Below are 17,829 nucleotides of genomic sequence, written 5' to 3'. Positions count from 1 at the left end.
CCAGCTGGGGCCCGCGGGACACGGAACTCAAACACTCAAAGGAGGCCCTCCCTTATGAAACTCACCCGATTCCTGCTCACGGTCTGCGCGCTCGTCGTGAGCGTCGGCCTGACGGCGAACGATGCCGAAGCCAAGCGCGTCGGCGGCGGCAAGTCGTTCGGCACGCAGAGCAGCACCGCGCAATCGTCCACGACCACCGCCCGCACGGCCGACACCCCGACCGCACCGACGGCCGCGGCCCAGGCCCCGCGCAAGAACTCCTGGCTCGGCCCCGTCGCCGGCCTGGCCGCCGGCCTGGGCCTCGCCGCCCTCGCCTCGCACCTCGGCATGGGCGAAGAGTTCGCCAACATGCTCATGATCGGCCTGCTCGTGTTCGCCGCAATCGCCGTCTTCCGCCTGGTGATGCGCAAGCGCACTCAGCAGCAGCCGGCGATGCAGTACGCGGGCATGGGCGCCGGTGGCGGCAACATCCCGATGCAGTCGCAAACGCAACCGGCCTATGGTAGCGCTGCACCGGTCGCCGCTCCGGCAAGCAACGCCCTGCCGGCCGGTTTCGATGCCGAAGGCTTTGCCCGCCAGGCCAAGGTGAACTTCATCCGCCTGCAGGCTGCCAACGACGCCGGCAACCTCGATGACCTGCGCGAGTTCGTGACGCCGGAGATCTTCGGCGAACTGCAGATGCAGATCCGCGAGCGCGGCACCGCCCCGCAGCAGACCGAAGTGATGGAACTCAACGCCGAAGTCGTCGAATGCGTCGAGGAAAACCGCCGTTACCGTGTCGCTGTCCGCTTCCGCGGCCTGATCCGCGAAGAAGCCGGCGCCGCTCCGGTCAACTTCGACGAGTTCTGGCACCTCACCAAGCCGATCGACGGCAACCAGGGCTGGCAGGTCGCGGGCATCCAGCAACTGAACTAACACCCCCTGCCCGCCAGAGAGAGAGAAAAGGGCGACCGGCCTCAGGCCGGTCGCCCTTCTTCATTCCCGCTGCGGCTCAAGCGCGCCCGTCACCGAAGGTGATCTCGCCCGCCTTATCCGGGTGCCTGCCCCGCCTGCCCGCATAGAAATCGCGGATCGTCGCAAGGTCGCGTTCCGCGTCACCACTGAGCGTCACCCACGCCCCGATGCCCACCTCGCGGCGGCCGTAGTCGATATACGCGAATCCGAGCGGAACTCCCGCCTGGACCGCAAGGTGATAGAAGCCGGACCTGAGGTGCGGCACATGTCCGCGGGTTCCCTCGGGCGCGATCGCGATCAGCAGGCGCTCCGACTCCGCGAAGCGACGCACCAGCTGCCCGACGAACCCCGTGCTGACGCGCCGATTCACCGGAATGCCGCCCAGCCAGCGGAACAGCCCCCCGAACGGAGGACGAAAGAGCGAATCCTTCGCCACGTAGGAAATCCTCAACCCGGATGCCGATCGCGCCAGCACCCCGAGCGGAAAATCCCAGTTCGACGTGTGCGGATACACCATCACGACCCCTTTCGGAGCGGGCGGCGGCACAATCACCAGGCGCCAGCCAGCCAGACGCAACAACAACCCCGCCAGCATCGAACATCCCCCATCAAGAACTCGAAGCCACTGAAATTGCAGACAATTCGCGGCCTGCACAAAAACCCGGCACTATCCAATAATCACCCCGGCAAGACAAGCTGCGAGGGTCAGCTGGAAGATTTTCGAAAATAGTTCTTGCGGGCCTGGTAGAAGTTCGCTATAGTTTTGTTTCTCCGACGCGGGGTGGAGCAGTCTGGCAGCTCGTCGGGCTCATAACCCGAAGGTCGCAGGTTCAAATCCTGCCCCCGCAACCAAACAAGCCAAGGGCCTGCACATCGTGCAGGCCCTTGTCGTTTCCGGCTTTGGCGCAATTTCGCGCAAAGCCTGCTTACTCCCCGCCGCCAGGCGGAGTCGAGAACGGGGGCAGTGCGCAAGCAAGCCCTTGCGCGCCCAAGAATTCCAGCCGGCAATTCCATCAACGGTAATCAACGCTCCCCTACGCGAGCTGCGCAGCGAGGCTTCGTGCGAGTTGCTGGAGCTCGACCGCGTCCTCAAGGCCGTCGAGGAAACGGCCGGGGATGCCTGACAGTCCGCATTGGGCGCCGACCAGGGCGCCGGCGAGCATCGCGCGGGCCTGGTTCTGGCCACCGCCGTTAATGGCGTGCAGCACGGCCGACTCGAAGTCGTCGTGGAAGCGCGCCGCAAGGTAGTAGACGGCCGGCAACACGTGATAGGCCGCGCATGGCATCCCGTAGACGAGCGAGACCTTCCACGCGGGCTCGATGCGGATGTCGGGGTCGGCGGCGGCACGGGCAATGTAGGACGGCGTCAGCAGTGCGTCGGGCGAGGCGAAGCGTCCGGCGTGCGAGGGCTCGGCTTCGCCGCGGCGCGGGGCCTGGAGTTGTCCGGTCGTGACCGCATGGAAAGGCAGGTCGCCGGACTTGACGAGGCGCATGAGCTTTCCGGAGAGCTGGGCGTCGAGTTTCTCCCCCTGCACCAGGAGACCGAGCACGGCTCCATACGCCACAGTCAGCGACACGATCAGTTCGTCGGTCTGGGTGAGGTGCGTGTTGCGGGCGATGGCGTCGGCGAGCCGATGCGGCTCCGGGGCGTAGCGCACGGCTAGGACCAACGAGCGCTCGATCGCTTCGGTGGTATCGGCGTGTCCGCCGGTTTGCGACCACTGCAGGCCCTGCTCGACCCGGCGCCGCCAGGCCTCGCGAATCGACTGACTGGTGTATCCGCCGGGCCCGGACATCGGGGTGCCGTCGAGCCGGGGAAAGAGCTCTTCATCCATACGACGGCAGAAATCCGCTTCCTCGTAATCGCCACGCTCGACGACGGACTGCAGCAGCATCTTCAGGATCAGTCCGGCTTGCGACAGTTGCCCCGCGGCCATCCCTTCGTGGTAGCGCCCGGGCCTCGGGCTGGTGTAGTCGGTGATCCACTCGCCGTAATCGCGGCGCAGTTCGTCGAGGTCGTAGTACCAGTGAGGGCCGAGCCCGAGCGCGTCGCCGACGAAGGCGCCGAGTATGGCGCCCGCGGCGCGGTCCTGTGTCGTTGAGTGCGCCATCGCGTCTTTCCTGATGTTGTCATCGACGAGGCTTTCGACGCGTGGGCGGCGTGGGCGTTCCCGTCACTGTCTTCGCTGCAGGACATGCGCAACACTTACGCGAAGTGCGCCGGGCCGGGCCGCGAGGCAACGCCCGCCGGGCGCATATCCGTCACAGATGAATCGAGGCTATCGCCCCCATGTTTAGAAATCGATAGAAACAGCAATGCATTACGGCTAAGGTGAATATCACATCTGCTCCGTTCACCCTTGCAAGGAGAGGTCATACATGAGCAACGAGAACAAGTGCCCGGTTGCCGGCATGCATGGTGCGCGCGCAACGGTCGGCGTGCGATCGAATCGGGACTGGTGGCCGAACCAGTTGAACCTGAACATCCTGCACCAGCACGCACCGGCCTCCAGCCCGATGGGTGGCGACTTCGACTACGCCGCGGAATTCGGGAAGCTCGACCTGGCCGCGCTGAAGAAGGATCTGTATGCGCTGATGACGGATTCACAGGACTGGTGGCCCGCTGACTGGGGGCACTACGGCGGCCTGTTCATCCGCATGGCGTGGCACAGCGCCGGAACCTACCGCACGGGTGACGGACGTGGTGGCGGCGGCACGGGGAACCAGCGTTTTGCGCCGCTCAACAGCTGGCCCGACAACGGCAACCTGGACAAGGCACGCCGCCTGCTCTGGCCGATCAAGCAGAAATACGGCAACAGGATTTCCTGGGCCGACCTGGTGATCCTGACCGGCAACTGCGCGCTGGAATCAATGGGCTTCAAGACCTTCGGCTTCGGCGGCGGCCGCGCGGACATCTGGCAGCCCGAAGAGGACACCTACTGGGGCAACGAAGACACCTGGCTCGGCGACAAGCGCTACAGCGGCGACCGCGAACTGGCCAATCCGCTGGCCGCCGTGCAGATGGGCCTGATCTACGTGAACCCCGAAGGCCCGAACGGCAACCCCGACCCCGTGGCCTCGGGCCGTGACGTGCGCGAAACCTTCGCGCGCATGGCCATGAACGACGAAGAGACCGTGGCGCTCGTCGCCGGCGGTCACACCTTCGGCAAAGCCCACGGCGCTGGCGACCCGGCACTCGTCGGCCCCGAGCCCGAAGGCGCCCCCATCGAGGCGCAAGGCCTGGGCTGGATCAACCGCTTGGGATCCGGCAAGGGCGGCGACACCACCACCAGCGGCATCGAGGGCGCGTGGAAGCGCAATCCCACGAAGTGGGACAACGGCTACTTCGACACGCTCTTCGGCTACGAATGGGAGCTGACCAAGAGCCCCGCCGGCGCACACCAGTGGGTGGCAAAAGACGTCAAGCCGGAAGACATGATTCCGGATGCGCACGACCCGTCGAAGAAGCATCCGCCGATGATGACCACGGCCGATCTGTCGCTGCGCTTCGACCCGATCTACGAACCCATTTCACGCCGCTTCCATCGGGATCCGCAGGCCCTGGCCGATGCCTTTGCGCGCGCGTGGTTCAAGCTGACCCACCGCGACATGGGGCCCAAGGTCCGCTACCTCGGCCCCGAGGTGCCGGCCGAAGACCTGATCTGGCAGGACCCGATTCCCGCCGTCGACTCCCCCCTGATCGACGCCAGGGACGTCGCCGACCTGAAGGCCAGGATCTTGGCTTCGGGCCTGTCGGTGGCCGCGCTGGTTTCCACCGCATGGGCCTCGGCATCCACCTTCCGCGGCTCGGACAAGCGTGGCGGAGCCAACGGTGCGCGCATCCGCCTCGCGCCGCAAAAGGACTGGGAAGCGAACCAGCCGGAACAACTGGCCAAGGTGCTGGCGACGCTCGAGGGCATCCGGCAAGCGTTCAACAGCGCCCACACGGGCGGCAAGATGGTCTCGATGGCCGATCTGATCGTGCTGGGCGGCTGCGCGGCGGTCGAAGCGGCCGCCAGGGCAGCCGGGCATCCCATGGATGTGCCCTTCACCCCGGGCCGCGGGGACGCCCTGCAGGCTCAGACCGACGTGGAGTCGTTCGCCGTGCTGGAACCGTTGGCCGATGGTTTCCGCAATTACCAGAAGCAGGCCAGCACCATGTCGGCCGAGGAGATGCTGGTGGACAAGGCGCAGCTCCTGACCCTGAGCGCGCCCGAAATGACGGTGCTGGTCGGTGGCCTGCGCGTATTGGGCGCCAACGTAGGGAACTCGCCGCACGGCGTGTTCACGCAGCGGCCCCAGACGCTGACCAATGACTTCTTCGTCAATCTCCTCGATATGCGGACGGTCTGGAAGCCGGTCACCGAGGCGGGGGACCGCTTCGAAGGGCATGACCGCAAGACCGGCGAAGCCAGGTGGACAGGCACCCGCGTGGACCTGATCTTCGGTTCCAACTCGCAGCTGCGCGCATTGGCCGAGGTGTATGCCCAGGACGACGCGCAGGCGAAGTTCGTGCGCGACTTCGTTGCGGCCTGGAACAAGGTGATGAACCTCGACCGCTTCGACGTGAAGTGATCCGGGGAAGGCGTTCCTGGGGCTGGCGCAAAGTGGTTACGCCGGCTTCCGGAACGCCGATGAATGTCCAGGCGAGGTACTCAAACCGCCTGCGCCAGGGCTTTCAGGCCCGTGGACTCCGATCACTGTCCCGACTCTCCGCCCATTCCTGCACCCGGGCTGCAACCCACGGGCCGTCATCCAGCGGAATGTCGTGGCCCGCCCGTGGATGAATCCTGATCGCACAGTTCCATGCGCGCGCAAGGGCCAGGGAACAATCCGCATGAACCAGCCCATCGTTCCGGCTGGCAAGAATCAGCAGTGCCGTTCCCGGACTTTCGTCCCCGGCACGGTATTGCGCAGCCGCGCACAGTTGGCGCCACGCATTCTTCCTCGTGACCGGGTATTCCGTGCGGAAGGCGATCCAGGAATCCAGCACGTCCGCCGCACCAACGCGTAGCCGGCTGGTCAGGGAGAGGATCCTTTCCTCCCATTCGCGCCCCGTACCCCCGAACAGCGCCAGCTTCAGCAACGGAAGGTAGTTGCGCGGGCGCAGACGCCGATAGAACGGACTGAATGGGCGCAGGCTGGTGTTGATCAGGACACAACGGGCAATCGCGCCCGGGCACGCGTGCGCCCACGCCACCGCGACCATTGCACCCAGAGACATTGCCAGCAGGTTGTAGGGGGGCTCGATGCCGAGCCGTGTCAATGTTTTTTGACAGTAGACGGCGATCTCGCGCACGTCGGTCGGGCTGGTCAAGTGATGCAGTGCGCCGTTCCCGGGAAGATCGATCGTCACGACACGCGAATCCGGCATGGTTCGGCGGAACGTGTCCACGAAGTCGCCCCAGTGGCGACTTTCCCGCGTGAGACCGCGGAGGAAGATCCAGGTCGTCATGGGCTCATCGGTACCAGTGAGCGACGGCAAGCTCGTGGTGTTTGGCGCGCGCCTCGCCCTCGGGCAGCCATAGCCGGTAGCTGCACGTCGCCCGCGACAGGAAATCCAGCAGCGACAGGTGGTGACGGAGCACGCGCTGCTGCCGGTGTGCGACCTGGGGATTGAAAATTCCGTGTCGGGAGAACAGCTGACGCGGATTCTTCTTGATCCACAACCAGGCCCCCATTTCCAGCGTCAGCGGCAGGAAGATGCGCCCGGCCTTCTCGCAGGCTTGCAGGTGCAGGAAATCCCACAGGTCGCCATGGGTCAGATATTGGCGGCTTTGCGGCTCGATGACGTACGGATGATGCGTATGCGTCTGGCGAAAGATCTCCTTCAAGGCATGGATCTCCGCGAGGTGGCGCAACGGTGTGCGGGTATGGGCATACGGAAACCAGACGCGATCGACCAGCCCGAATCCCGAATGACAGTCGAGGGCGATGCTGAAGTCCCGTGAGAGCAGTTCCTCGCCGACGGTTTCGCACAGCGCGCGACTCTCGGTTTCCATGGCGCAGTTGCGATGACCGCGATACCAGGGCAAGCGGGAACTGATCCGCTGTCCGCCGATCAGCGGCGGCACACGCTCGTGCGCTTCGAGGGGCGCGTTCCGCATCAGATCGACACCGTTCGGATTGGCGCGTGTGCCCCGCCACATGCCGCCTGGATTCACGAGGGGCATGAATACCAAGCGAACGGATTCCAGCTGTCGATGCAGGGTGGAGTCCCAGCGCAGGCGCATGACGAGGTGCCTCAGGTAGGCGATCACGACGTCGGCACCGATCCTTTCCAGCCCATGAACGCCGCCGAAGAAACCGATTGCGGGCACCGCACGATCCGGATTGCCCAATGCGATCGCATAGAGCGGGAATCGGGTGCCGCATCCTCCATCGATTTCGGCCACGACACGCGTCTCGAGGTGCCCCCTCCCCGCCTCGATGACGTTTTCCAGTTCGTTCAGCTCGAAAATCGCAGAATTCGCCACGATCGAATCGTCAACAAAGCTTGAATGGGAGCGTGGGCGGGCCGTAGGCCCGGAACCGGGCGGCATTGCCTTCCCGTCCTGATCGCGCACGCATCGTCGAGTTGAAACGAGATTGCCATGTTCCCTTGATAGGGTGAGCAGAGTCAGTCATCGCAGACACCCGGGAGCGCGAATGAGGTGGAGATTCTTCGATCTGCAACGAATCATCGACGAGATGTTCGAGGACGACTGGCTCTATCCGTGGCAGCCGGACGCCATCAGCACCGGAGCCTCGCAATGATCGCGGATACCCATTCGAACGCATGAAAGGCCTGAATTCGATGCCGGAGATGCTGTTTTGCCACTGCTGCCGCGTTCACCACCCACGCGATGAGATGGACCGCCATCTCACCCGGCACGGTTACCGCTGGCGCTGCCGGCGCTCGATCGAGGCCGCACAAGGCAGCATCGCCGAACGTGACGCGTTCGGCAGGCAGCAATCGCAAATCAATCGTGATCTTGCGCGCCAGAAAGCGAAACGGCAATTCCTGTCCATGCAGGAAAGACGATTATTGCCTTGAACCCGGCGGGCCTTGATCACGGCCCCGGAAATGTATCGCCCCGGCCAGCGACAACAAATCCATAACATCGGCCTGCTATGTAGACGGACGTGCACCTGCGCCGCAGGCTCGCACCGGAGTTCCCCCCGCTGCCCACCGATAGCCACTGGAGTATGCAATGATCGCCACCGCAGAAAAATTCGTCGATTCCGGCAAGGCCGGTCTCGACACGATGACCGCCGTGTTCAACATCGCCTTCGACACCAGCGCACGCTTGATGGCGCTGAACCTCGGCACGTCGCGCACCCTGCTGCAGGATGGAGCCAACCGTGCCACCTCGTTGCTGGATCCGCAGAAGACGGGCGAGCGCCTGACGCACGACATGGCGTTGGGCCAGTCGGTGATCGACAATGCCACCGCGTGCGTCCGTGGCACTTACGAAATCGTCAGCGAAGGACAACAGGCGATCCTGCAACTCATGGAGCCGCGAATCGCCGAATTCACCCGCGAGCTCACGACCAACATCGACAACGCAGCCCGCTCCGCGCCCGCCGGCACGGATCTCGCGCTTGCCGCCGTGATGTCCGCCCTCCAGCTCGCCAAGCGCGCCACCGGCGCCGGCGAAGCGGCCAGCGAAAGCCTGACCGAATCGCATGAGGAAACCGCAGGTCGGGCAAGGAAATCGGCCTGAAGCATCGCTCCATCCATCCGACCGTCTGAGGCGGTAGCCACCCGCACGTTTCCGGGTCAACGCTGACCGTACTCACACCGATCCCTGCGCACCCGATGGTGGTGCGCAGGGATTTTTTTTTGCCGCCGAACTCAGGCAATCGCGGCTACACGCTTAAGCCGCAGTACCGTGACGGCCGCCCTTGATCTCCCGATAAAAGCGTATAAACTGTTTTAACGATATAAACCGCCATCGGCCGGACGATGCAACCGGGACGATGAAGCGGGCGCAGGACAGGGTTGATCTCTGCAACCAGACGCAGGCGGGAAAGGAGGGTGTGACGAGGCGTCTGCAAAGGCTCCGGCGGCTTGCCGTCGCGGCCCGACCTCCCCGGCCGGCCGGCCGCGGTTCCACACACGAAGAATGCTCACGGTCATCGACGGCGACGGCGCGGGCGCGCGCCCTTCCAACCGCCACAAGAAGATCCTCGAAACCGCCCGCCACATCGAACGACATGTTCGCGCGGGGCATTTCAGCATCGGGCAAACCCTGGCGAAGGCGCTCACGCCGATAGAGCGGGCATTCGTCACCGAGCGGATGTTCCGCAACGGCTTGGGCGAAGACATCGTCGTGCGGGTACTCGCACCGTAGCGCCTGCCCGGCGTCGCCGCTAGCCGGACAGGCCGGCGACACTCGCTATTTGGCCGGGCGCCCCGTCTTGATCCGCTCCACGCCATCGAGCGCCGCGAGGAAGGCCGCATCCGGCATCGCCACCAAGGCAGCGAGCCCCGCCCGCAACAGTTCGCTCTTCTTGATTTCGCGTCCGGACTTCAGCGCGCGCTCCTTGAGTTCGCCAAGCCGGGCGTGATCCGCTGCCGGAAACGTGAAGCTGTCACGCACGAGCTTCGGTTTTCTGAGGCCGTTCCTCCTGCCTTTCCCATCCTTTGCTGCAGCGTCGTCCGCAACGGCTGCAGTCGGCGTCCGGTTCGCCGCGGCGGCTGTCGGAGCCCCGTCGACGCCCTTCCCACCCGAACGCGCGCGCGGTGCGGCCACCGGATCCGCGGGGGCGCGGCCACGTGCGCTGGAAGAACTTTTCATCAGACACCTCACTTGCAACAGTTAAAACCGTATAAACACATTATGCGGGATTGACCGCCAGAACAAGGCGAGGCCCGCTCACTGCATGTCCTACGGGGCTCTGCCGGACGAACTCGCGGTAAGCCCCCGGCAATCCCCCCGGCCGCGGCGTCATCCCCTTGTCACAGTGATTGGCTAGCGTAGCCGCGTGACGACTTATCCCAATCACGACCGTCTGGTGATCTTCGATGCCGATGGCACGACCATAGACGCCTTTCATGCGGTCGAACAAAGTTTCCTGCGCCACGGCATGGCCCTCGGCGACCTCGAACGCTTCCAGAAGCGTCGCAAGCTGTTCAAGTACCTTGGTGGCCTGCGCGAGTTTCCGAACAATCTGCGACGCCAGTTCGGCAAGCAGAACCGCAAGCGGCTCCTGTCGACGCTGACGGAGTTTTATCGTCACGAGGCGTGCCTGTACCCGGGGATCGACGCCTTGCTGCGGACGCTCTTGGCAACGCCGGACGTGCGCGTCGGCATGGTCACGCGCAACGTCACAATCGACCCGGAGGAAACGCTGGCCTGCCTCTTCCGCCGGCACGGGATCGACACGCGCGAATTCGATTTTCTCGTCTGTCTTCCCCTGCGCGAGGACAAGACGCTGCACTTCAGGCGCACGCGGGAACGCTATGCGATCAACCCGGCCCGCGCCTACGCGTGTGGCGACGAATACAGCGACTACCGGGCGGCAATCGGAGCCGCCATGTGTCCCTTCGTCGTGGCCTACGGCGCGGAAGACCGGTTGCGCCTGACGAACGCCTACAACGTCCCGGAGGAATGCATCGTGCCCTCGCCCGACGACTTCCGCCGCCGCCTGTTGCACACCCTGGACCTCCCGATACCAGGCATCCCGGAGCAAGGATGAAAACCGTAGACCTGATCTACTTCAACGCGGGTGGCGGGCATCGCGCCACAGCCGTCGCCCTCGCTGCGGTACTGCGTGAGCGCAAGCCGGAATGGCGGGTGCGCCTCGTCAATCTCTTCGAAGTCCTCGACCCGCAGGACCGATTTCGCACCATCACCGGCAGTGCTCCGGAGGACTGGTACAACAAACGCCTGGCGCGTGGATGGACCATCGGAATGGCGCAGGAGCTGAAGCTCCTGCAAACCCTGATCCGCCTCGCACACGGCCCGCTCGTCAAGCAGCTCCAGCAGCACTGGGCACGAACCGAACCCGATCTGGTCGTCTCGCTGATTCCCAATTTCAACCGTGCCCTGTTCGAAAGCCTCGCCACCGCACTACCCGGCGTGCCCTACGTGACGGTGCTGACCGATCTCGCCGACGTTCCGCCCAATTTCTGGATCGAACCCGATCAGGCCCAGCACTTCGTCTGCGGCACCCCCAAGGCCGTCGAGCAGGCGCGCGCTCTGGGACATACCGACGAGCGCATTCATGCGACGTCGGGGATGATCATCCGCCCCGATTTCTACACCGCGGCCCGGTACGATCGGCAGCGCGAGCGACGTCGCCACGGCCTCGATCCATCGCGACCGACGGGCGTCGTGCTTTTCGGGGGACATGGATCGAAAGCGATGCTGGGTATCGCCCAAAAACTCGCCGAGACGACGCAGCTGATCCTGATCTGCGGCCACAACAAGTCGCTGGCCCGTCAGCTACGTGCATTGCCGCAAGGGGCTTCCCGGCTCGTCGTCGAATTCAGTCCGGACATCCCGTACTACATGCAGCTCGCGGATTTCTTCATCGGAAAGCCCGGCCCCGGCAGCATCAGCGAAGCCGTGCAGCAAGGCTTGCCCGTCATCGTCGTGGAAAACGCCTGGACCATGCCGCAGGAGCGCTATAACGCCGAATGGGTTCGCGACAACCATCTCGGCATCGTCCATGGCAGCTTCCGCACGATCGACCGCGCAGTTGCTCAGTTGTTGGACCGGCTCGATGAATTTCGCGCGAGCGTGCGCGCCATCGACAACCGCGCCCTGTTTGAAGTACCGGAGATGCTTCACGGCATTCTTGATGAGGCGAACCGTATTCATTCGGACGAAGCACAGTCCGCGTGCCATCCACCGTTCCTCCGCACGTCGCCCTCAGCACCGATCGCTAAATCGCGCAGCGCCTCCCTCTCCGACTAGGTGTCGTGATTCAACCCGCCGACCACTGTTGCGATCAGACGGGGCTTACTCAACAAGATCAAGTCCTGAGGAGCCGTCGGCGGACAAGGACTGCGACGTCCGGCATGGTCGCGTGGTCCGTCGTGCGGCAAGGCGTGATTCACCGTGAAGCGTTCGCTCGCAACTGGGCCAGATTGGCACGCCATTGCGCGAGCGACTCTTCCTCGTATTGAAGCTGGAGCGCTGCACGTTCCACTTTCTGCAGACGTCCAAGCCTGCTGTCTGGCGGGAGCCATGGCTTCAGCCTTGCGTCGAGCTGCTCAATGTCGCGTGCGCTCAGCGTTTTGGCAGCATCGACATAGGATTGACCGGGTTTTCCGAAGTTCATGCGTACCTCCGATAGCAGTTGAGGTGCCGTGTTGGGTTCGGCCGCGTGCACGTGATGGTCGCCCGCGAATGTGACAGGAAAATCAACATCGGCCCGGCACGTTACCCAATCCGGGGCGGCTACCGCGGCAGCGGCATCCACACTCGATCGCCGGCTATGTCAGCGCATTGCACAACTCGCCCAGACTCGACAACTCCAGGTCGGGCCGCTCTTCGTGCGGCCACATCACCTGCGTCCGGTTGAGCCAGGCAGCCTGCATCCCGGAATTGCGCGCGCCCAGGACATCCAGCAGCGCGTCGTCGCCCACGTGCAGCACCTCTTGCGCCTGCACTCCCACTGCCTGGGCGGCGGCATGGAAGATCCGGGGATCGGGCTTGGACAGCCCGACCTTGATCGCGGTAACGCTGGCGACGAAGAATGATTCCAGCCCGATGCGTGCAAGCTCGGCGTTTCCGTTGGTGAGACTCACCAGCGGATAGCGCGCGGCCAGGAACTCGAGCGCGGGGAGCGCATCGGGAAAGAGGGTCACGTTGTGGCGCTCGGCGAAGAAGAGCTCGAAGGCGGGCTCCGCCAGTCCAGGGTCATCCCCCGCGCTGCAAAGTGCGACGCGGATCGACTCGCGGCGCAATGCGGCGAGGTCATGCGCGAGGTCCGGCCGCTGCAACTCCACGGCGTTGCGGATCTCGCGCAACGCCTGGGGAGTGGCGAACCGCACCGCCGTCATCGGCGCATTGAGCGCGAGCCATTCATGGAGCACCGTCTCCGCGCGCTCGATGGTGGGCCAGATGGGCCACAGGGTGTCATCCAGATCGAGCGAAATGGCCCGGATTGTTCTCAGGTTCAACATGCGGACGAGCTTACCTCATGTAGCCGACCCGGCCAGCGTTCGTGCATGCGCAAGCAGCCCCGTGTCCTGATCAGGCGGACGACGTCAGTGTTACCGCAGCTTCGCCGCGTTTCATTTCCGGATACTGACTATTCAAGCTTCCGGTCTTCGCGCTTGGCTGCCGCCATTGCCTCCGGCTCCAGCGCTTCGGCTTGGCAATTGAAACGGATGAATACCCCCCAGCCGGCAAGGAGAAGCCCTACGGCAGCAACAATGCCCGCCGCGTACAGCAGATGCGCCGGATCCTCGTTTGCGCCCTTGAACGTCGCAACGAGTCCTTCGATTGCGAGTGCGACGACCACCACCACCATGAATCGCGACAAGAACCGCCGTACGCGTGTCGGTCCGCTGATATGGGCGTCACGAATGACTTCCTCCTCGGTAATGGTCTGCGCGATCTGAAGCGCCACGACCGCCGCAGCCAACAAACCTACCGCTTCGATGACCCCTTGCGCCGCGACCCGGTCCAGCCCCGTGGCGACGGCCGTACCGCCGGTATGGGCAGCAATCACAATGAGCACAAGCGCGGCGCAGGCGAATAGCAGCGCCATCAGCCCGTGAATGATCGAGAACACGCGTATGAGCGTTTTCAAGGGCACATCCTCCCGCAGAGACGACGGGGCGCCAGACCGTCACCCGCCAGCGATTGATTCGAAGGTGCGGCGGTACGTCGGAAGCCGGGGTCCACCGATCGCCATGGCACGTTCCGCAGCGTCCCGCGCCGCCTGCGCCTGGCCCCGCTCGTGAAGAATCTGCGCGAGGTTGTTCCAGGCATCGCCGGAGTCCGGGTGATCGGCAGCTGCCCGGCGGAAGGCCGACTCGGCCGACTCGATGTCGCCGCGGCCGTATGCGATGTTGCCGAGCCCCATGCGGGCGACGAGATTGTGCGGCCACCGCCCGAGTGCGGTGCGGTAGGCACCCTCGGCGGCAGCCGGTGCGACCCGCTCCAGCGCCACGGCCGCGTTCACATAACCGGCTTCGGCAGCCGTGGCGGGCAGCCGGTCCGGCGGCAGCGCGACGAACGCCCACCGCCCGGATTTCGCCCAAGTGCGGTCGAAGGCGTCGATATCCATGACGAGGCGCTGCTCACGTCCAGAGCGCAGCACCACCTCGCGGCTGCGCAGGTCGTAGCCCACCACCACCGCGTAATGCCACTGAGGCGCCCAATCAAGGCGGAGGTTCTGCAACACCACCACCGGATGGCCCGCGGCCACCTCTTTCAGGAGCGCCTGCGGTTCCGCGGCGAGAGGATAGGCCACCGCGCCGGAGCGGCGCGCCGCGGCCAGCATTTCGGGTTGCAGGCTTCCTTGGCGGGCAGGAATGTAGACCTCGCGCACGAGATCCACGGGCGCCCGCCGGATACCGGCACTCCCCAAGGCCGTAGCCAGCGCGGCGGGGCCGCACTGGTACTCCTCCTGCGGATGGAACGGTGCATCCGTCCTTTCGGCCCACGCCGGGAAGGGGTCGCCCGGCGGGTTGCCCCAGTCTCCCGGCGGAAGGCTCGCGCAGGCGGCCAGCAGCAGGGCTGCGGCAACGCTCAGGCAAGATGCGGGAAGTTTCACATCAGAGCGCAATCACCACGAGAATCGCGACGAGGACGATGAGGATCCACTCCATCGTCGTGATGTTGCCCCCTGCCGGCATCGAGTCGATGCGTTGCGCGAGGGCGTGGATTTCCTGCTGGTCCAGGGCGGCCACCCGGTCGGCGGCTGCGATTCCGTCCACGCCCATGGCCAGGAGCCGCTCCTTGACAGTGGCCTGTTCAAGGAAGTGCTGAACCTTGGCGCGATCGGCCTCGGCGGACGCTTGGCTGGCGACGTCGGGAGTGGATACCAACTCGGCGCGCAGGACCGGCGGATGGAAGCCGACAGCAAGCGCGAGCAGCGCGATCGGAACGATGCGGGCGGAAGTCTTCTTCATGATCTTCTCCTTCTCCAGGCTGGACAAGTGCCGGTTTGACACCCTTGGCCGGTGAAGATTGCAGGGGAATTGTCATAAAACCTTTCAGAACCTGCCCGCGTCGCCCCCGACCGCGGAGCACCCGCACACTGTGGGTGTCGGCCGTGCGACCGAAACCGGCAAGGGATTCCGGCCGCACGAGCGGCGCAAACTCGTGTTACGCGATCAGCGTGCAGCCAGCTTGGCGGCGATCTGGGCGACGTGCTTGCCCTGGAAGCGGGCGATCGCCAGTTCGTTCTCGCTCGGCTGGCGCGAACCGTCGCCCGCGGCCAGCGTCGTCGCGCCGTAGGGGCTGCCGCCGGTTATCTCGTCCATGTTCATCTGCCGCGTTTCCGAATACGGGCAACCGACGATCACCATGCCCTGGTGCAGCAGCGTGGTATGGAAGCTGGTGATGGTGGTTTCCTGCCCGCCATGCTGCGTGGCGGTGCTGGCGAATACGCTGCCGACCTTGCCGATCAGCGCCCCTGACATCCACAGCCCCCCGGTCTGATCGAGGAAATTGCGCATTTGTGAGGCCATGTTGCCGAAGCGCGTGGGCGTACCGAAGATGATTGCGTCGTAGTCCGGGAGTTCGGCGACCGTGGCGATCGGCGCAGCCTGATCGACTTTCATGCCCGACTTGCGCGCGATCTCTTCCGGAACCAGCTCCGGAACCCGCTTGATAATCACTTCGGCGCCCGCGTCGCGCACGCCTTCGGCAATCGCGGCGGCCATCTTTTCGATATGCCCGTAGGATGAATAGTACAGAACGAGAACCTTGGCCATGACAACTCCTCATCTATCGATCGGGAACGTTCAACTGCCTGTTACAGCGTCGTGATGCATCATCCGGGCGTCTCGTCGATGTCATGCCGGCGGGTCGGAAAAGACCGTGCCTGCAACACGCAGTCCGATGCACTGGAAATTGTCTCGACCCGGCGCCCGCCGAGTGTCGATTCAGTGTAGCAATGCGAAATCGAATGCGCCCATCTCCATATATAAGGACGCACGGATATGGAAGCTTTCGTCGTGAAACGACGAAATGGGGAAATAATGGTGCGCGTGTATCGCGTCGGAACCAGCACAAAGGAATACGGTTCCGGATGCTGTGTTGTACGATACTTGCGATCCGGCCGGCGCGGCTATCGCGACCCTGCCGGCGACCCTGCCGTCACCCGATACGAGGAATCAAAATGACCATCATCGTCGCCTATGCCCCTCGCCCCGAAGGCCGCGCCGCACTCGAGAAAGGTATCGAGCTTGCGGGCCGTTTCCAGGAACGCCTCGTCGTCGTCAATGCCGGCCCCGGTGGGACGGCGAACGATCCGTCGCTCGCCGACTCAGCGGACGCCGAGGACATCGAGAAGCTGCTCGCTTCGTCCGGCGTGGAGGCGGAGTTCAAGCAGTTCGTGCGCGGCAATGGCCCAGTCGAGGAAATCGAGGATCTGGCCGAAAAGCTCCAAGCGTCGCTCGTCATCATCGGCCTGCGCAGGCGCTCGCCGGTCGGCAAGCTGTTCCTCGGCAGCACCGCGCAGGATCTCTTGCTGAAAGTGGCCTGCCCGGTACTCGCGGTCAAGGCAGGCTGACGCGCGGGTACCGCGCCTTCACGCGCGACGGGGGACGCTCCTCGCCCCCGTTTCTCGCATTCGGCGCGGGCGCTTCCGCGCGATCCGGTTCGCACCTACACAGATGGATCGCTCGCCGTTCCGGTCATGTCGCGGATCTCCTGCTCACTGAGGACGTAGTCCGGACTGTCCGTCAGGCGCGCGAGCGCGAAGTCGATGAACTTGCGCACCCGCGCCGGTTGCGCACGCCGGCTTCCGTAGAAGAGATGGACGCTCATGTGGTCGGTCAAGTGCTGCGTGAGCACCGGCACAAGACGGCCGGCACGCAGATGCGGCACGGCGGAAAAACCCGCAAGCTGGCCGACCACCAGCCCGTCGAGCACCGCCTGCAGTTCGGTCTCCGCATCGTTGGTCGACAAGGCCGGCGGAAAATCGCGCTGGACCACTTCGTTGCCGATTTTCAGGAACCACGGATAGACCCGGCCAGTCGCCGCATGGCGAAACACGCTGCAGCGATGGACCGATAGTTCGTCCAGGCTCTTCGGAATCCCGTAGCGCTCGAGATAGGCCAGGGCGGCGCAGATAATCAGCGGCACCACGAAGAGCTTGCGTGCGATCAAGCCCTCCTCCGGCGGCGAGCCGATCCGAAAGCCCACGTCCGCCCGCTCCTGCACCCAGTTCGCGATCTGGTCGTCCAGATGGAGGTCGGGCTGCACGTCGGGATGTTCCTGGCAGAAGGCGTTGATCACCGGCCACAGCAGCGACGCGAAACTCGATCGCGGTGCGATGATGCGCAAGGGCCCGGCGATCTCATCCTTGGCAACCGTTACCCGCCGCAGCGCGCGTTCGAGCATCGCCATCGCGGGCTGGGCCGATTCCAGAAATTGTTGCCCCTCCTCGGTCAGCGCGATGTGCCGAGTCGTCCGGTGCAGCAGACGCACGCCGAGGTGCTGCTCGAGCTGCGCCACGGCCTGGCTGGCGGCCTGCGGACTCACGCCCAACGCCGCGGCAGCCTTGCGCAGGCTACCCAGCTCCACGGCCTTCGTGAAGGTGCTGATGGCACGCATCTCGTTGATCGGCATCGGACCTCTCCAGCGTGTTAGCAGAAACGGGGGCGACGGGAGATTAGCAAGTTTTACTTGCTAGTGGTTCAAGATGTTGCTCGCTATTCGATGAACAATCCAGGTCATAAGATTCACGGCACGCAAA

The 17,829-nt window shown here is 64.6% G+C and carries 20 protein-coding genes and 1 tRNA gene; 9 read left to right on the top strand and 12 right to left on the bottom strand.

The window, feature by feature from the left end; translation table 11 throughout:
• Positions 1-54: 54 nt before the first annotated feature.
• Positions 55-915: a Tim44 domain-containing protein gene (locus tag AzCIB_RS06155; RefSeq protein ID WP_050415086.1), complete on the top strand. Its 861-nt coding sequence runs from the start codon at positions 55-57 to the stop codon at positions 913-915.
• 76 nt (positions 916-991) lie between these two features.
• Here AzCIB_RS06155 and AzCIB_RS06150 read toward each other — a convergent pair whose 3' ends face one another.
• Positions 992-1,549, bottom strand: a complete 558-nt coding sequence (locus AzCIB_RS06150) for a 1-acyl-sn-glycerol-3-phosphate acyltransferase (protein ID WP_050415085.1) — start codon at positions 1,547-1,549, stop codon at positions 992-994.
• Between the two features lie 180 nt (positions 1,550-1,729).
• Between AzCIB_RS06150 and AzCIB_RS06145 the strand changes: the two genes are divergently transcribed.
• Positions 1,730-1,806: transfer RNA gene (locus AzCIB_RS06145), tRNA-Met, on the top strand.
• A gap of 182 nt (positions 1,807-1,988) precedes the next feature.
• Here AzCIB_RS06145 and AzCIB_RS06140 read toward each other — a convergent pair.
• Positions 1,989-3,065 carry an ADP-ribosylglycohydrolase family protein gene (locus tag AzCIB_RS06140; RefSeq protein ID WP_050415084.1) on the bottom strand — a complete coding sequence of 359 codons (1,077 nt, stop codon included), beginning with the start codon at positions 3,063-3,065 and terminating at the stop codon, positions 1,989-1,991.
• Between the two features lie 268 nt (positions 3,066-3,333).
• Here AzCIB_RS06140 and katG point away from each other — a divergent pair, with 268 nt between their 5' ends.
• The gene (gene katG / locus AzCIB_RS06135; protein ID WP_050415083.1) at positions 3,334-5,529 is read left to right on the top strand and encodes a catalase/peroxidase HPI; all 2,196 of its coding nucleotides are present in this window, start codon (positions 3,334-3,336) and stop codon (positions 5,527-5,529) included.
• 103 nt (positions 5,530-5,632) lie between these two features.
• Here katG and AzCIB_RS06130 read toward each other — a convergent pair whose 3' ends face one another.
• Together AzCIB_RS06130 and AzCIB_RS06125 are read right to left on the bottom strand one after the other, a co-directional pair.
• Positions 5,633-6,409 carry an alpha/beta fold hydrolase gene (locus tag AzCIB_RS06130; RefSeq protein ID WP_050415082.1) on the bottom strand — a complete coding sequence of 259 codons (777 nt, stop codon included), beginning with the start codon at positions 6,407-6,409 and terminating at the stop codon, positions 5,633-5,635.
• A gap of 4 nt (positions 6,410-6,413) precedes the next feature.
• Positions 6,414-7,520, bottom strand: a complete 1,107-nt coding sequence (locus AzCIB_RS06125; protein WP_232299372.1) for a M14 family metallopeptidase — start codon at positions 7,518-7,520, stop codon at positions 6,414-6,416.
• Between the two features lie 212 nt (positions 7,521-7,732).
• On the opposite strand from AzCIB_RS06125, the gene AzCIB_RS06120 reads away from it, so the two are divergent.
• The 3 genes from AzCIB_RS06120 to AzCIB_RS06110 all read left to right on the top strand — a co-directional run bounded on the left by AzCIB_RS06120 (position 7,733) and on the right by AzCIB_RS06110 (position 9,290).
• Entirely contained in the window at positions 7,733-7,990 is a 258-nt protein-coding gene (locus AzCIB_RS06120; RefSeq protein ID WP_050415080.1) for a hypothetical protein, read from the top strand.
• Positions 7,991-8,147: 157 nt separating this feature from the next.
• The gene (locus tag AzCIB_RS06115) at positions 8,148-8,660 is read left to right on the top strand and encodes a phasin family protein (protein WP_050415079.1); all 513 of its coding nucleotides are present in this window, start codon (positions 8,148-8,150) and stop codon (positions 8,658-8,660) included.
• Between the two features lie 402 nt (positions 8,661-9,062).
• Complete coding sequence (locus AzCIB_RS06110; protein WP_050415078.1) at positions 9,063-9,290, top strand: hypothetical protein; 228 nt, start codon at positions 9,063-9,065, stop codon at positions 9,288-9,290.
• A 45-nt stretch (positions 9,291-9,335) separates the two neighbouring features.
• Here AzCIB_RS06110 and AzCIB_RS23645 read toward each other — a convergent pair whose 3' ends face one another.
• The gene (locus AzCIB_RS23645; RefSeq protein WP_083446887.1) at positions 9,336-9,737 is read right to left on the bottom strand and encodes a hypothetical protein; all 402 of its coding nucleotides are present in this window, start codon (positions 9,735-9,737) and stop codon (positions 9,336-9,338) included.
• A gap of 187 nt (positions 9,738-9,924) precedes the next feature.
• Here AzCIB_RS23645 and AzCIB_RS06100 point away from each other — a divergent pair, with 187 nt between their 5' ends.
• Both AzCIB_RS06100 and AzCIB_RS06095 read left to right on the top strand, forming a co-directional pair.
• Positions 9,925-10,638, top strand: coding sequence for an HAD family hydrolase (locus tag AzCIB_RS06100; protein ID WP_050415076.1), 714 nt, complete (start codon positions 9,925-9,927; stop codon positions 10,636-10,638).
• A complete protein-coding gene (locus tag AzCIB_RS06095) occupies positions 10,635-11,861 on the top strand; it encodes a glycosyltransferase (RefSeq protein WP_050415075.1) in 1,227 nt (408 codons plus the stop codon). Before AzCIB_RS06100 ends, AzCIB_RS06095 begins: the two co-directional genes overlap by 4 nt.
• A 139-nt stretch (positions 11,862-12,000) precedes the next feature.
• Here AzCIB_RS06095 and AzCIB_RS24065 read toward each other — a convergent pair whose 3' ends face one another.
• From AzCIB_RS24065 to wrbA, 6 genes are all read right to left on the bottom strand, one after another.
• Complete coding sequence (locus AzCIB_RS24065) at positions 12,001-12,228, bottom strand: hypothetical protein (protein WP_157058429.1); 228 nt, start codon at positions 12,226-12,228, stop codon at positions 12,001-12,003.
• Between the two features lie 154 nt (positions 12,229-12,382).
• Positions 12,383-13,075: an HAD family hydrolase gene (locus tag AzCIB_RS06090; protein ID WP_050415074.1), complete on the bottom strand. Its 693-nt coding sequence runs from the start codon at positions 13,073-13,075 to the stop codon at positions 12,383-12,385.
• A gap of 128 nt (positions 13,076-13,203) precedes the next feature.
• Positions 13,204-13,713 carry a hypothetical protein gene (locus AzCIB_RS06085; protein ID WP_232299371.1) on the bottom strand — a complete coding sequence of 170 codons (510 nt, stop codon included), beginning with the start codon at positions 13,711-13,713 and terminating at the stop codon, positions 13,204-13,206.
• Positions 13,714-13,746: 33 nt separating this feature from the next.
• Positions 13,747-14,676: a PA2778 family cysteine peptidase gene (locus AzCIB_RS06080; protein ID WP_050415072.1), complete on the bottom strand. Its 930-nt coding sequence runs from the start codon at positions 14,674-14,676 to the stop codon at positions 13,747-13,749.
• 1 nt (position 14,677) lies between these two features.
• Positions 14,678-15,034: a PA2779 family protein gene (locus tag AzCIB_RS06075; RefSeq protein ID WP_050415071.1), complete on the bottom strand. Its 357-nt coding sequence runs from the start codon at positions 15,032-15,034 to the stop codon at positions 14,678-14,680.
• A 204-nt stretch (positions 15,035-15,238) separates the two neighbouring features.
• Complete coding sequence (gene wrbA / locus AzCIB_RS06070; protein ID WP_050415070.1) at positions 15,239-15,841, bottom strand: NAD(P)H:quinone oxidoreductase; 603 nt, start codon at positions 15,839-15,841, stop codon at positions 15,239-15,241.
• Positions 15,842-16,248: 407 nt separating this feature from the next.
• Here wrbA and AzCIB_RS06065 point away from each other — a divergent pair, with 407 nt between their 5' ends.
• Positions 16,249-16,641 (top strand): universal stress protein, encoded by a 393-nt coding sequence (locus AzCIB_RS06065; RefSeq protein ID WP_050415069.1) that lies wholly within the window; start codon positions 16,249-16,251, stop codon positions 16,639-16,641.
• A gap of 95 nt (positions 16,642-16,736) precedes the next feature.
• On the opposite strand, the gene AzCIB_RS06060 is transcribed toward AzCIB_RS06065, so the two are convergent.
• Positions 16,737-17,702 carry a LysR family transcriptional regulator gene (locus AzCIB_RS06060; RefSeq protein WP_050415068.1) on the bottom strand — a complete coding sequence of 322 codons (966 nt, stop codon included), beginning with the start codon at positions 17,700-17,702 and terminating at the stop codon, positions 16,737-16,739.
• Between the last annotated feature and the right edge of the window lie 127 nt (positions 17,703-17,829).

Source organism: Azoarcus sp. CIB (assembly GCF_001190925.1).
In the GTDB taxonomy this organism is placed as follows: Bacteria; Pseudomonadota; Gammaproteobacteria; order Burkholderiales; family Rhodocyclaceae; genus Aromatoleum.
Note: the sequence above shows the minus strand (reverse complement) of the source record. Positions and strands in the feature narration are given on the sequence as shown.